The organism is Chryseobacterium angstadtii, from assembly GCF_001045465.1.
Taxonomy (GTDB): Bacteria; Bacteroidota; Bacteroidia; order Flavobacteriales; family Weeksellaceae; genus Chryseobacterium; species Chryseobacterium angstadtii.
This window is the reverse complement of the sequence record NZ_LFND01000003.1, coordinates 516,370-532,330: the sequence shown is the minus strand read 5'-3', so window position 1 is coordinate 532,330 and position 15,961 is coordinate 516,370. Positions and strand designations below refer to the sequence as shown.

Annotated in this window: 10 protein-coding genes; 9 read left to right on the top strand and 1 reads right to left on the bottom strand. The window is 37.6% G+C overall.

The annotated features are described in order from the left end of the window. Positions 1-31: 31 nt before the first annotated feature. A complete protein-coding gene (locus ACM46_RS10325; RefSeq protein ID WP_048506568.1) occupies positions 32-1,951 on the bottom strand; it encodes an amidohydrolase in 1,920 nt (639 codons plus the stop codon). An 846-nt stretch (positions 1,952-2,797) separates the two neighbouring features. Here ACM46_RS10325 and ACM46_RS10320 point away from each other — a divergent pair. The 9 genes from ACM46_RS10320 (at position 2,798) to ACM46_RS10280 (ending at position 15,675) form a co-directional block, all read left to right on the top strand. After that, a complete protein-coding gene (locus ACM46_RS10320) occupies positions 2,798-5,203 on the top strand; it encodes a hypothetical protein (RefSeq protein ID WP_048506567.1) in 2,406 nt (801 codons plus the stop codon). A gap of 516 nt (positions 5,204-5,719) precedes the next feature. Then, a complete protein-coding gene (locus ACM46_RS10315) occupies positions 5,720-7,603 on the top strand; it encodes a type VI secretion system Vgr family protein (RefSeq protein WP_048506566.1) in 1,884 nt (627 codons plus the stop codon). 90 nt (positions 7,604-7,693) lie between these two features. Next, entirely contained in the window at positions 7,694-9,376 is a 1,683-nt protein-coding gene (locus ACM46_RS10310) for a PAAR-like protein (RefSeq protein WP_131707573.1), read from the top strand. Next, complete coding sequence (locus ACM46_RS10305; protein WP_048506564.1) at positions 9,357-9,932, top strand: hypothetical protein; 576 nt, start codon at positions 9,357-9,359, stop codon at positions 9,930-9,932. Before ACM46_RS10310 ends, ACM46_RS10305 begins: the two co-directional genes overlap by 20 nt. A 20-nt stretch (positions 9,933-9,952) precedes the next feature. After that, the gene (locus ACM46_RS10300) at positions 9,953-11,617 is read left to right on the top strand and encodes a hypothetical protein (RefSeq protein WP_048506563.1); all 1,665 of its coding nucleotides are present in this window, start codon (positions 9,953-9,955) and stop codon (positions 11,615-11,617) included. Continuing rightward, a complete protein-coding gene (locus tag ACM46_RS10295; RefSeq protein ID WP_048506562.1) occupies positions 11,614-12,102 on the top strand; it encodes a hypothetical protein in 489 nt (162 codons plus the stop codon). Before ACM46_RS10300 ends, ACM46_RS10295 begins: the two co-directional genes overlap by 4 nt. A gap of 22 nt (positions 12,103-12,124) precedes the next feature. Beyond that, on the top strand, positions 12,125-12,994 hold the full coding sequence (locus tag ACM46_RS10290) for a hypothetical protein (RefSeq protein ID WP_048506561.1): 870 nt from the start codon (positions 12,125-12,127) through the stop codon (positions 12,992-12,994). 112 nt (positions 12,995-13,106) lie between these two features. Next, the gene (locus ACM46_RS10285) at positions 13,107-14,696 is read left to right on the top strand and encodes a hypothetical protein (protein ID WP_048506560.1); all 1,590 of its coding nucleotides are present in this window, start codon (positions 13,107-13,109) and stop codon (positions 14,694-14,696) included. Then, positions 14,689-15,675, top strand: coding sequence for a hypothetical protein (locus ACM46_RS10280; RefSeq protein WP_048506559.1), 987 nt, complete (start codon positions 14,689-14,691; stop codon positions 15,673-15,675). The genes ACM46_RS10285 and ACM46_RS10280 overlap by 8 nt, the downstream gene beginning before the upstream one ends. The last annotated feature ends 286 nt before the right edge of the window (positions 15,676-15,961 follow it).

The window sequence follows — 15,961 nt, the reverse complement described above, 5'->3', positions numbered from 1 at the left end:
TTTGTGTATAATTAACTCACTTCAGAACCCTTTACAAATTATTTGAAAGAATCGTATCGTTTTCAGGGATTGCTTTTACATTTTGATTTCCTTCATAAACGCATATACCACCCACCCAGGTTTCCAATACCGGAATATTCCGCATTCTCATATATTGTAAAGACGGAGTATCTAATGAAAGAGGGTCCTGTTCCAATATCACAAAGTCAGCAAAGTACCCTTTATTTAATGATCCCACCCATTTGTCTGCATAACATTGCCAGGCCGCATCATAAGTAACGGCAATTAAAGCCTGCTCTGGAGTAAGGCGTTCGTCACTGTTTAAAACTTCAATATTCTTCGGATTCTTTTCCATGATTCTGGTAATCGACTGCTCCATCATACGCAAAGGCCCCAGCGGACTTACTTCGTTGTCGCTATGAAGGGTAATTCTCATACCGGCAGCCAGCGTTGAACCGCAAAGATCAAGCATTTGTGCCTTTTCACCGAATATCACTTCCTTGAAAGCATATCCCCAGTAACCTACGTGCCCGATAAGAAAACTTGGCGAAACACCCATTTGCAGCATATTGGTAATCTGATCTGCCGTCAGAAGAGAGCAATGTTCTATACGGTTACGAAGCTCGGGACCTCTATATTTCGCAAGGGCTCTCTGATATGCATTGACCGCAAATGTTACCGCCTGATCTCCATTGGCATGAACCATCAACGGCCAGCCTTTTACGGCTACAACAGTATTAATTAATGTATTGTAACTTGGCGGAATGGTATGAGCTGGAATACCTGTCTGTGGAAAATTAAATACCCCTGTATTACCGGCAGGATCACATAAATATGGAGCACTCTGATAACCCGTCAATCCCTGGTTGGAACCATCCGAAACCACTTTAATATGTCCGCAATATGCCGGTTTGTAGTGATCAGGCTCTTTGTAAGGATCCAGTTTATCAACGTCTTCCTGGCTGGAACAAAGATAAGCCCCGCCTGTTCTCACCAGTTCCGTATGCGTCTCAAAATATTTGGTCAGCAGTGTTTCCGAACCGTTATTCAACCCGGCATCATACATAAAGGTTACTCCTCTTGAATTGGCCACTTTAAAAAGATCAGTAAGATAAGTGTTAATATGTATGCTCATCGCAATGATCTGCAGCTTTACCACCTTTAATGCTGGGGTCATCTGTAAACCTTCCTGCAACTGGCCATTGGTTTTCTGAATATAATCCTCAGCTGATGTATAATGGCTCTTCACCTCATCACTGTGATTGTATACATAGGTTAATGCTGCAGTATTCAGATAAAGGGTATGCATGGAGGCGCTCAACAGCATGATAGGGATATCCTTATTAATCTTATCAAGTACGGTATTGGTAATGGTGATCAACTCTTTTTTACCATTTATTTCCTCAAAAGGCATTAATGAAGGATCTAAGCCTTTTCCTAAAACAAAATATCCCGGGATTTTAGGAATTTCTTTAATTTTATTATTTATTATTAATCCGACAGAAGTCAAATCATATTCAGCCAGTAAATCCTGCCCATCAAAAGGGCTCACATCCAGCCAGCCATGCATCATTGCTGTAGGAACCATATGTACATGGGGCTCAATAAGGCCTGGGAGTAAAGTTTGGAACTCGGTTAATTTTTTATCCTCATATCCGGAATAATGATCTCCCATATAGGTTCTTACATCATCCTCTTTACCGGTTATCACAACATTTCCATAAGCGAACCCAATGGCTTCTACTCTATCTGTTGAGCCGCCAATCATAGGCCTGATAATTCCTCCGCTTATCATCAGAGGTTTGGGTTTTTCGTGGGGTGTTTTGCCGGAACCGGGATTTATTTTCGTCAGATTTTCTGCGCTGAAAAGTTCTTCTTTAAGAATTTCCAAAACAGGATTGTTGCAGGAGCAGTGGGTGCAGCCATGCTCGTGTTGGTGTAAATTTTCCATAAGAATAATTTGGTTTGGTTGTAGGTTAAAGTTTTTAATTCTGTATATCTGTTTTTAATGATACATTCTCTTTAGGTATATGAAGACACAAGCCTATCATGGATGACGACTTACTATATGATCAAAATAAAAAAATGGATTATTTTTAGTAAATTATGTTTTAATAAATATTTACATATGAATAATTTTAATTTATTTTCATGGATTAGTTTATTTTATAAAAATAATAAAAATATTCTTTCAACCCAATTTTTATCACTTAATGATGATTAATTTTTTCTATCTAAATTTTTAATTGACAATGAGTTCCAATTTAATTCACAATTACACCTTCAATTTTTACCTCTTCAGAAAACAAGTATTTTAATGGTGATGTCTTTTTAATGCCACACCACACTCGTTTAAACTTCTTTTTTCAAAAAACGCAAGGACGCAAAGGAGCTAAAATGATGCTGTTGTTAAGGCGCAAGAAAATCAAAGATTTTCAGTTAAGCATTCATTGTGAAATAGACATTATTCAATTTTATTGGAGATAAAATCTTTGCGCCTTATATAAAGATAGATATTAAAAGATCTTAGCGTCTTAGCGTTTTTCTAGCTAATACTGTTTAAACTTTTCATTACACTACAAAAGTCATAAAAGTTTCATTTTAAATACTTTAGTAATTTTTAAGTTTGAGTACTTTACGCATAGAAGTTCATATCTAACATCTGTGCAAATAGCTTTTGTTTCTTTTGTGGTTAAGTTTATTATAAAGAATCTAGTAAATATCCGTAAGATATTATCCATTTTCGAAACCATTAAATCATTAATTTAGCATAGAATTAAAATGCACTAAGATTTCTATGAAAAATATATGCTGTGTATTGCTTCTTTCAATAGTACAACCTGTACTGGCACAAACTAAACTGGAAAAAGCACTCACCAACCTTGAGAATAACTACGAACAGGAAAAAGTATACTTACTTACCGACAAACCCCAATATGCAGCCGGAGATAAAATATGGTTTAAAAGTTTTGTATTTGACGGATATAGCCGTTCTGCACTATCTACCACTCTATTTGTTGAACTGTACAATGCAGATAAAAAAATAATTGACTGGAAAACGATACTTCTGACCAATGGTGAAGGCAGCGGAGATTTTCAGCTGAAGGACAACCTTCCTGAACAGGTCTATTTTATAAGAGCTTATACTCCTTACATGACCAATTTCAATGAGGATTTTCAGATTGTTAAAACGATTCCGGTGTACAATCCCAACTCCACTGAATCATTGATGGTCTCCAAAAGCTCTGACTGGTCTGCAAAAGCCTTTCCCGAAGGCGGAACATTCATTAGCGGTATACCTTCAAAAGTAGCTGTAAGATTATCCGGCAATACTTCCCTTCCGGAAAACTGGTCGGGAAAAGTAGTAGATGCACAAAATCCCAATGTCTCCATAACGACATTCAAATCGTTTGATAAAAATGTTGCTTCTTTTAAAATCACACCTGCTTCAGGAAAAAAATACCAGGTGATCATTCAGGATAACGCAGGAAAGAGCCAGACAATAGATCTGCCACAAGTTGCAGACAGCGGTATCGGTTTAGAGGTTTACAGCTCTAAAGAAGGGATAAAATATACCTTAAAAGGCGTCAACTTAAAACAACAGCTTCAAAATTATAAAATTGTAGGAACCATCAATAACCATCTTGCCTACAAAGCCAATATCAAGCAATTAACCAATGAAGCGACAAGTCTTATTCCTACAAAAATCAGCAATGGAGCTAATGGTATTCTCCAATTGTCTATTTTTGATGAACAGGACAATCTGGTGGCCCAAAGACTTTGCTTTATAAAACCCGGTCAGTTAAAGCTTGAAAAAGCAGAAATTGTAGCTCAAAACATAAAAACAACACCAAGATCTTTCAACAGCATTGATCTTTCTCCGGAGTCTTATTTTAAAAATTACACGGTTTTGGTAAGCGAGGATGACGGTACGCAAAAACCCGAAGAAGAAAATTTACTGAGCGGACTTTGGCTAACGGGAGATTTCACTTCAAAAATAGACAGTCCTGCACAATATTTCTCCAAAACCGCCAACACTGAAGCTTTGGACGCACTCCTTATTTCTGAAAAATGGCAAAGATTTGACTGGAACTCCGTACTCAGCGGAGCTGCACCTGCTATCAAAACGAATTCTCAACCTTATCTTTCTTACAAGATAAAACCTATTAAAAATGGGTCCCTGCTAATCAATACCAGTGTCAATTTAATATTGAGATTAGGTAAAAATGAACCTTCCATTAATCAATTTATAACGGATCAGAACGGATATGCTTATTTGAATAATATCAACTATGATGAACCTTTGGATGTTTCATTATTTGTCAATTCAGAAAGTGACAAAGGGTCATCAGGTACTGATAATTTATTTGTTACCGTAGAGCCGCTGGTCAATCCCACAACATTTAAAGGGAATTTTCCGGGAACAAAATATACATTGGTAAAATCCGGTGCAACCAAAACCCTTTCCCCAAGCATTTCCAGAGCCATCAATACGCAGAAAAACAATAAAAAGATCGACAATGCCGATGTACAGATTGAAGAAGTAAAACTGGTCGGAAAAAAGCAGGATCCAAAAGAAGAATTAGACAAACAACTGTCCAGCGGAATGTTTAGTGCTATGAATTCTACTATTTTTGATTTCGTGAATGAAGACCAGCATGTTGCCGGATCCAATAATATATTAGACTGGCTACAGGGAAGAGCGGCTGGTTTAACCTTCCAAAGAAACAGTTCAGGAGTCAATGTCCCTTATATTCGCGGCCAGCAAGCCAAGCTGTATTTAGATGAAACGCCTACTGATCCTTCCATGATTGCCAACCTTCCCGTAAGCAATATTGCGATGGTAAAAATCCTTAAAGGAGCCGGATTAATAGGCGATGCAGTAGCCATCTACACGATGAAAGGAAACATGAAGTCTAAAAATAATGAAAAAGACACGCAGAAAAACAACTCATCTATCATAAAAGGCTACGATAAACCGTCAGAGTTCCCTATTGAAATGCTGGATAATGACGATCCTGCCAAGAAAATTGAAAATGACACCCGGGAAACCCTTTACTGGAATCCTAATTTATTTGACAGCGATTACGTTCCTCCAAGAATTAAATTCTTCAATAACGACAGCGCAAAACAATATAAAGTTTTGATCATAAGTTTTGATGAAGATGATAATATTCTGTATGATCAGGAGATCTTTAAATAGTGTTTTCTGTATAAAATAAAAGCCTTTCAGTTTTGTTGAAAGGCTTTTTTGTTTAAATACACAATTCTTTTCTTAAACGCAAAGATTAATATTCTAAGCAAACAAAGAGGCGTGACTGTGTCACGGACTAAGCATGCCTTTTATCCATACGCTTCTTCGAATCAATCAAGATTGATTCTTCCTTTGCCTTCTACGCTATGCATCATTAAATTAAAGCTTTGCGTCAATGAAATTTTATTTGAATGAAATTTATCTTTTTCATCTTTGCCCTTTTCTCTGGTTATATTTCTCTCTTCTTCCCAGAATGATATGCACTGCATCTAGCATTTTGATCAAATGGATGTAGGGAGAATCACAGCTCATCCTCAAATTACCACTTTAAACCAATTCTAAGCACGATTTTTCCTCAATCGTAGTTTTACTACAATTTAAAAAATTTAATATAATTTTATATTGAATAGTATATTTTTTATCTAACTTAGGTGACATAATATCCAAAAAAACGCACAAAATACTATGAAAAACACCTCAAATTCTGATAAAGTTTCAGAAAACCATATTGCGGGCATCAACCGTGTGGTAAAACTGGAAATTGTGATTGAGGGCAAGGCTGTCAATCACTTTAAGCACTTTCGTTTGCAACAGAGTGCAAGGAAGCACCATGATTTCGAACTGGTATTGGCTCATGACTCTTTAGGCGAAGTACAAAACCACAACCTTGAGCAAGCCCAAAAGTTTTTAGGAAAAAGAATTACTGTTGTTTTTAAATATAAAGATTATGAAAATGAAAGCCCCGAAAGAACATTTGTGGGGCTCATTACCAAAGTATCATTCAGTCAGGAAAAAATGAGTCTGGGAAATATAATCTTAAAAGGAAAAAGCCCGACTATTCTGATGGATGCCGCTCCGCATACCCAAAGTTTCGGAGGAAATCAGGAGGTGAATACCAATATTATTGCCAACCGGATTATCAAGGAGACATTAGGAACCAACAAGTTCGATTTCAGGATAGATACGCAAAACAAAAGTTATATCAGCTACAGTGCACAATACAACGAAACCCATTACAATTATCTGACAAGGATTGCAGAAGCTTACGGAGAACAGTTCTATTATGATGGCGAAATCCTGCATTTCGGGAAACTTCCTACTTCTGAAAAACCAATCTCGCTGGTGTATGGAAGCAATGTTATTGATGTAAATGTGGAACTGAAAGCCGTTCATACCAAACCGGAATACTTTGGCTACAACAGCAGCAGCCACACTAAAATGGTGGGTGTTGATGACCGTATACAACATAGAGGAGAACTATCTTCCAAAGCGTATGAGCTGAATGATACTATCTTCACAACCCGTTCATTAACCCCTACTCCTATCAATGCCAATATGTTCCGTGATGTGGATGATTCCCAGAAAAGCACAAGAGGAAGTAAAGCGGTAGAAGTTTTTACTGTCTCAGGACATACAACGGTTCCCTTCCTGTATATTGGCTGTGTTGCAGACCTGGCCATGAGAAAGGCTGACAGCAATGAAACCTCACATTTCACAACGCTTATGATCACTGAGGTGAATCACGAAGTAGATGCTAGAGGATATTATACCGGAAGCTTTGAAGCCATCGCTGAAGGGACCGGTTTTATGCCGAAACCCGATTTTGAGATGCCCAAAGCAGAACCGCAGGTAGCCACCGTCATTTCCAATGTAGATCCATTGAATCAGGGGAGAATACAGGTGCGGTTTGACTGGCAGTTAAATGATACCACCCACTTTATCAGAATGATGAGCCCTGATGCCGGCGGAACGGATGCTATCATGCAAAACAGAGGGTTTGTAGCTGTTCCTGAGATTGGCGATCAGGTGATGGTGGGATTTGAATACCACAACCCCGATTTTCCTTTTGCCATGGGCGGAATGTTCCATGGGCAGGTAGGCTTGGGCGGAGGTGTTAACAATCATCTGAAATCTATACAGACGAGAAGCGGGATTAAGGTGTTAATGAATGATGCTGATAAAAGTGTAACCATTAAAGATCCGAGCGGAAATACTTATTTCATGGACGGTCAGGGTAATATTGATGTTACTGCCCCAAAAAATATGACTTTTACGGCTGGAGAAGATATGAAGATTTCAGTGGGAAGGAACATGACCACCAAGATTGGTAAAGACAGTACGCTGAATATTGGAAATGACCACACTGAATCCATTACAAAAAGATACACCCAAACTTCTGAAAACAAAAGTGTTACCGTTAAAAAAGATCAGACAGAAAGCACCGGCAATGCATTTAAAAGTATTTCCGGAGAGGCTGATATACAGACCTCTAAAGGTGATTTAAAACTGAGAGGGACAACATTGGCTGTATTCCAGGGAGGAAAAGACGTTAAAGTAAGTAAAGGCTAAACTGATTAAAGTGATGAAAGTACTATTCAATTGTTACCTGTGAATATAATTCCGGCCTCAACAGTTGAATCCAATCCAAAATATGAACCCATGGAAAACCAAAATACTTCAGCGCATGATCAAAAGCTTTCTGAAAAACGGGAAGAAAAGCAAAAAAAATCCAATGAAGATACTCCTTTAGAAAAAAGAGAGGTGGTTATGCATGGAGCCAAGTTGAGTTGTCCATACGCTCAGGCCGCAGGAGACCTTAAAGTGACCTCTAACGAAATAAAACTTCAGGATCAGTTATGGGCAACGGATGCCGACGGAAACAATATGATCAACCTGCAGTTTAAAGGAACTTGCGGACACCCGAAATGGCCCGCAAGAAATATGTCTCCTCCACCCTGCATGAGCGTTATAAAATTAAGTCCCTGGCAGAATCTGGGAACTTCTACAGTACAGACCCAAACTGTTTTGGTCAAAGAATCATTTATCACTTGTAATCCTGAATTTAATGCTGCCGCTCCCAAAGCGATTCCGCAGGTGGCCAGTATAAAAAGTGAAATTCAGACTGATGAAACGCCTAAAATCATTGACGCCTATTTCGTTAAATGGACTTCAGAAAAAGGCACCCCTGTTGAAAAGGAAGAAGAAGTATTCAACAAAAAACTGGGCAAGAAAGTTACTGTAAAGAAGAAAATAGACACCGAAAAAATAACTCCGGAAAAAATAACAGAACGGGGATTAAGTTATCAGGTTGCTTTAATTGTGGAGACGCAAGGGCTTTCAGGGAAAAAAGTAAAAGTAAAGGTTAAAAGCGGGAAAAATAAAGTCTTAACAGATGTAGACAGTGATGTAAGTCTTATTGATTTAAAAGATATAGAAAAAGTTACAGATGCTTCAAAATATGCAGGCATAAAAGCAAAAGCTGAATTTGAAATCGCTGTTGACAATCTGGCGAATGATCCTACAATAGAAAATTCAGCCCAATTCAAAGACAAAGCCGTTATCAAACTCATGCTCAATCAGCGTGCCGATGACTTATCATTTGATTGGGCAAAACTGATAAAAGCAAGTCCTGACAAAGAAGCCTCCTTGTATATTGAAGTGACTTCTGATGAACCCAAAATTGAATATCTCGGGAAAGAAGGTAAAAGCAGCAGCTTAAAAAATACCTTTTTAAACGGAGAAGGCACCTATTTCAAAATAAAATATTTAGAACAGCCATGGATCATTAAAGCCCGCGAAGAACAGGAGCTTGGCGTTTCGGAAGCAACGCATTGTAAAAAAATAATAGATGAATACCATGCCATAAACCGACAGAATAAACCTAGTGCCTGCGCCAATACGGATAACAGCTCCTGGTGCGCCTCATTTGTGGGCTGGTGTTTAAATAAGAGCGGATATTCTGCCCAATTAGATCCCGGGGCCTATTCATACGGACACGAAAATACAAGATACAGAGCCGGATTTAAGAAAAATCCAACAGATAAAAAAGGACTGGAAAAAGAAGAATTTGATGATCCGGTATGGGGGAAACTTATAGCGGGAAATCAGCCTTTGCTGGGCTCCATCTGTGTTTTATCAAATAAGCATCATGTAAGCATGGCTGTGGGAAAGAGCAGCGATGGCAAAACCATATATTATCTTGGAGGAAACCAGGGAAACAAAGTTTGTGTAGGGACTTTCGGGCAAAGAACCTCTTCCATGTACCCAACAGAATATACTAAAAAATCTGAAGATGATGAGTTACCTATTTACTATACAAAAAATGAAAAACTTAGTTACTAGTTTGATATTATTTTTCTTTATTCCTGTTTGTGGGCAGAAGTCTGTTCACGACAGTTTGAAAGTATATTATCAGGATTCATTGATGATCAGTAAGAATTTTAAAAGCGGAAACATATCCGATCATCTTACCGTAAAAGTAATTAATCCCTGTAACTCTGAAAAAGAAAGATTTGACGGAGCGGTCACCATCATCAGCGCCACTGTTAAAAATAAAAAATACAGTGATAGTATGGTTTACAATTATCCCTATGCGCAATCCGGTTTAATTAATCTGAAAGCAAATAATATATCCAATTATACAATAGATAAGCATCAGGCAGTCTTAGTCCCTTTTACCTATTGCGGGAATTGGGATAATGACAGAAAAGTCTCGTACATGATATTTTATAACCATAAAAAGTACCTGCATCATATCAAGTACTATTGTGGAGAGGACGAAAAATGCAAAATCAATGATAACCTGAACGTTACGTTAAAAGATTTACCTTCAAAATTAAGATTAAAAGTTATTAAAGACTTAGAAACAAAATACAATAAGTCCAATGATTTTTACTAATAAGCTCAAAATAAAATAGTATGAGTGGAGAACAAGAAAAAGATGGATATTCTGCCAATCCCAATCAAAAGGTTTATGATATGCCGCATCAGGTAGATCATGAGGTGAATGTGGTGAAGATCTATTTTGCGAAACAGGTTCCTAAAATGACCTGGGAATCTAAAGAAGAAACCTATACTGTAAAAGGTAGCGGATCGGTATCTGATGTAAAAAAGAAATATGAAAAAAAAGGCAGAAGAAACATTCAGGCGGATAAAGAAGATTCTGTAAAATTAAAAGCAAAAGAAACCGTAAAAATCACCTGGGAAGAAGAGGTACAGGCAAAAAAAGCCGATGGTACCCCGGATTTTGATTTTGAAAGAATCAACAGTACCACCATCAAAAAGAAAGTATGGGTTGTTGCCAACTGTGAAGGAGCAAGTGGAAAACTCTCGGTTGAGATTCATGAAAATAAATTGAAAAATGCAGAAAACGTCTATGAAAATCCTGTCAAGTTTTTAGATGGAGAAGAAGAAAAAAGCAAAATTGAGTTTACCATCAACGGAACACTGGTTTATTCTAAGGAAATAACGATGCGTCCCAAAAGTGATGAAGATCTAAAGAAACTGATAGAGAAACTGAATAAAAGAGACGATCTGAACGCCTTCTTATATTTCAAAGCTGAGGTAACAGGAACAGAAGATGAGGTGAAATTTCCGGATGAAACGCATGAGTTCTTAAATAAGGACGGCGACAGATTTGAGATCAGATATTGTAATTGCGGAAAGGATTATGATATTACCTGTACCCGATACAGCGGGAAATATGGCCCGGCCTACTGGGGATCGAAAAAGCTTGAAAATTATGCCGATTGGGATACATTAATTGAAGACAAGAAAATCACGGCCGAAGAAAAATCTATTTTGATAGGAATGTCTGAAAATGAAGGTAAATTAGACTCCGTTCAATCCTATGATTGGGATCTTTCAGGAGAACAAATGATCTTAACGGCAGGAGCCATGCAAAAAACAGTGGATCATACCGGAAAAGGCGAATTTACAACACAGGTTGAAGAATTTAAAGCTCAGTATCCGGAAAAATATGATGAGTTGTTTGTAACCTGCGGATGGACGGTGGAATCCGGGATTTTATACTACAAAGATCCGGCAGATGCCAAAGCGGAGAAAATTACAGGCAATACCTTATCCAATAAAATCAGGGAAAACTGTAAAGAGTCTTTATTCGGAAAAACAGTAGAATCCAAGCCTCTGCAACCGATTGTAAATGCGGTTATTGATAAACTGTTCCAGGAAAAACAAGTGCTGGATTTTATCAAGAGATTGAAAGAAGTCGTACTTCCTTTGGTTCCTACAGGGTATTCCTATAAACTGTCCGATTATTTAAAATCAAAATTAGGGAAAGCAACTGTATTGGATCATCATATTAACAGACCGGGATATGTAAAAGACGATTTCGGTGCTGCATTAGGACGGTTTTTCGCCAAAAAAGACGCCAACACAGCCAAAATAAACAAAACCAAAAAAGAAGGTGAAAAATTAGAAAATATATCAAGAAATCCTGCCGAATGGGGAGATCAGCACAGTACATACGAGAAAGAGATCCTTGATGATTACGGCAATAAAAGAAGAGGTACCGATATGGACAAGCGCTACGAGAAAATGGAAAAAAACGCCAATTTATTATGAAAAAAATAACAACCGTACTGATGATTTTAATGATTTTAATTACGTGTGGAAACGTGGCTTCCTCCCGGAATCATGAGGTACAGACTAAAACAGAAAAGAAAGACACCCTGATTGCTTTAAATAATAATATATCTCTGTATTACGCTTCCTATAACAACAATATGAAACTATGGTACAATCTCTATATCGTTAATAAAAATAAGCGTATAAAAATAGATAAAGGAAATAAATATAAAGGGACCGGAAGTGAGCTTTTTTCTTCCCTCTCCCCTAACGCGAATTATGTGGTAGTGGATGCCATCATCAAAGATTATGTACATGAGAGCGACAAAGACAGTACGCTGCATGAAAACTACACATGCGCCATTATTGATGTAAAAAAAGCCAAAATAGTGAAACAGATGCAGCAGGATTGCGACGGATCGTGGAACAAAAAAAACCAGTGGGTTTCCTCCGGAGGGAAAGTAGTTTTTGGGCAGCAATAAGTTGTAAAATGACTGAAAAATTATGGAGCCAGTATTTCCTATAGATATTAAATTGAACCTTGCTGAAGGAAAGAAATTTTACCGCTATACCTATAATGAATATACCACCGTCCACGGAAAAACCCATAGAAGTGAGCTCAACAAAGTTTTTCATGTCACTCTGAAACATTTAGAGGAAGAAAGATTTGAATACCATATTGAAATTTTCGACAGAGTTCACAGAGATAAGGAAGTGTCCCTGTCTGAAAAAAATTTTTTAGCCAGAATTGCAGACATCAACAATGAAGTGGTGCTTATAACGGACGAATACGGTCGTTTAAAAAATGTGCAGGAATTGTCAGTTCTTCAGGACAGAGTGGAGAAAACGGTAGAAAAGCTTTCACGATCCTACGTAGGCAGACAGGCGGAAGATCTTTACCGGTTTTTAAGAGATTTTTACCAAAAAGAGAATTTAGTAGGCAAAGATTTTTTAAAATATAATCATTTTGGAATGATCCTCCATCCATTTTATGGAAGGTATCAGCAGGAAAATCAGACAAAGAACAGGGTACGCTACCGTAATTTTATGGCCAACACCATCATAGATATAGATGAACATGTACAGCCTCAGGATATGCGTTGTGATGATGAATTATTACTGGTGCAGTATATCGGAAGCATTCCTTCAGACAAAAACCGGGAAATGTTTTACGGAGAAATGAAAAGAAAGGAAATTGCTTATAACAATGAAACGGATTTTCCAAAACTGGACAAATATAAAGGACAAATTTTACTGGATTTTAAAACCAAAGAAGTCTTGGAGCATAAACTGACTATAGAATTTTCACTGGGAGAAAACTACCAAAAGAAGATCATCTATCATATAAAAGAAATAAGCTATGAAGAACTTTAAAAAATCGGGCAAAGAACTGTATTCATTATTTGGATGCCTGAACCCTGTTTCATTTAAGGATCTTCGTCAGGAAATATCAGAAACTCCGTATTAAAAAAAGAAAACTCTTACAATGGCGACACGTATTACAATAACAGATTCCGGGCAAACCCAAACCTTAAATGGTCCATTGGCTCCGGATACTCCTGATGATTCATTACAGCGTATCAGTGAGGTTTATTTTGCGAAGAAAACAACCACAGACAATGGAACAAGGGTCAGTTTTACAAAAATTGATTCTGCTCATGCACAGCAGGACCATCAGAATCAAAATCAAAATCTTCCATACGATTCCATATTGGGGAAAACGGTGTATCTGATCATCGAGACCAGCAATATGCAAACCTTGAGTATAGATGCTGTGATAAGACCTTCAGCCAATACCCTTACAGACAATACGGAAACATTACAGTTAATGCGTTTTCTATCTCCCGACCGCTATGAAGCCCAGAGATTGTTTACAGTCCAGGTAGGAAATTTTGATGCCCTAAACAATAATGCAGGAAGTCACACTCATTATACAAACTTAAGTGATCACATCAATAAAGCTATTATTAAGCTGCAGCTCAGACCCGATGGAAGAGCTATTTTTGATGAATGGAGCGGAAGACTGGGCGAAAACACAGTCAATTTAGAAGTGGCCGTAGAAAGAACAGACAATAGTCCCTGTGCCTATAAAGACGGACAGGAAGAAGTAAATGGAGCCGGGATTTTCTTAAATGATGATACAGGGAGATTCAGAGTGGTCAATAAAAATATATACACCATTCATCATGGTAGTAATGCTTACAATACTTTAACAGAGACTAATACAGGAGAAAGAAGAAGGATCCAAAAAGTTCTGAATACCCATTCTACTGAAGTTATTTATTTTTATTACGACCAAAACGATAATGAACACCGGATTTGCTCCAGAACTAAAGAAACGGTCACAAGAAAAAGAAGAGTCAATACCATTCCGCCTGTGGCCCAAAGAGGTGAGCTTACGCAAACCATAAGTTTTACGGCAAACAGAGCTGCCGGGGAAAATATAGATGCCACTCAGTTATTGGTGTATACTAACGGAACGCTTGGTGACGGAGCCACTGATAAATGGTACGCCAATCAGCCGGGAACCGTAGAGTTAGTCGATATGGATATTCTGGCCAATGCAGGTGTGGGACCGCAGATATTTGAAGCATTCAACTATAACCGGGATGGAGTCATCATCCGGTACGGGTTTCAGCATACGAGAAGAAGAAGTATTCAGCCGGATTTATTCTCAGGATTCTTAGGAGCATTGGCACAATTCAGACAGGAAGGACACAGTCATTATATTGTTTCTCAGGGCTTTTCTTATTCTGATGCGTCGTGTTATCCCAGTGCAGAACATGTGAACGGAGAAGCGGGAGATCTGAATTTATTAACGACTCAGGAAGATGGGGTTAACACGATTCTTACAGCAGCCAATTTTGATTATGACAATGCAGTTATTCTCCGGAATATTCTCTTTAATTTCGGATTTATATTAGGACGGTCGGAAAACTTTACCAATACATCAAATGCCAGTACTGCTGATAATGTCAATACACGGTTACCTCACACGACTCATACGGCTACCCCAAGACATAATAACCACTTACATATTCACGGTTTCGCTCAAATATCAGATATATATGCCTAAAATTAATATCGCCTGTTTTACTATTTTATTTTTCCTTTTTTCCTGCTATAGTAAAGCTCAGACAGAAAATAAGGTACCCAACGTAGAAACCCATTCAACGGATAAAGGATTATTGCCTTTTAACACCAATAAAAAAGATTGTATCAGCCTGCCATTTGGATATCCGGATATTTCAAAACGAATAACCGTTGACTCCGTTCTGTCTGCGATACAGGATGAACATAAGCTGAAAGAAATCAACTCATTACAATTTGAAAAAACGGTCAAAAAAGATTTTGTATTGCTTCCTGAAGACTACGATGTGTTTCTTCCGTTCACCACTACGGTCAATGAAAAATATGACCGTATTAAAACAGCTACTGATTTTCTGTGCTACGGAGACTATTCGCTGTATTTTATGGCGGTTTATAATACCGTTCGTTATACCAATCCATATATTGAAAAAATATATTTAGTTTCAACGAAAAACAATAAGCTTATCGACATGAAGAGGATCTATCTTAATCATCAGGGAGAAATGGGATTTGCGAACTACACATTATTCAATATCGATAAAAATCACATCATCTCTCTACGGGATTATGAATTAACTGAAAATCCTTTTCAATTAAAACCTATACATCAATACCAGATTCTGCCTTCCGGAAAATTCGCCGGATACTATGAGCATGATGGTTCTTATAAAAATGATGAAGAACAGGGCCTTGTGAAAAATCACAAAAAAGAAGGAAAATGGATTGAAACCAAATCCAACGGATCACTGGATTTACAAAAACATCCGGAATTTACGGATCCATATACTTATCTGGAAGCAGAATATAAAAATGGCTTACCCACCGGACAATGGAAATTTTACAAGTTATTGCAACAATACAGTGAAGAAACAGGCGAACCTATTCTCAATACAAGGAAAAAAGGGCCGTTGATCTATACTGAAATATACAAAGACGGTGTATTGGAAAAACGGGAGTTTCATTAATTAAAATTGATTGACTATATCTTATTCTTGTCGCTCTCTGAAGCCTAAACTGCCGGATAAAACGTTTTCGGAGGCGTAATTTTTTCTTAAACGCAAAGTTTTATGAAAATGCCCCTTCACTTTAGAAATGCAAAGAGGGCGATAAATCGCTGATGAAGCAATCTGGTAAGACAGCCCGCTTCATTGAATCAATGAAATTGATTCTCTCTTTGCCTCCTAAACTATGCATCATTAAATTAATACTTTGCGTCAATGAAACTATTCTTTTCGGATAATTTTGATTTTT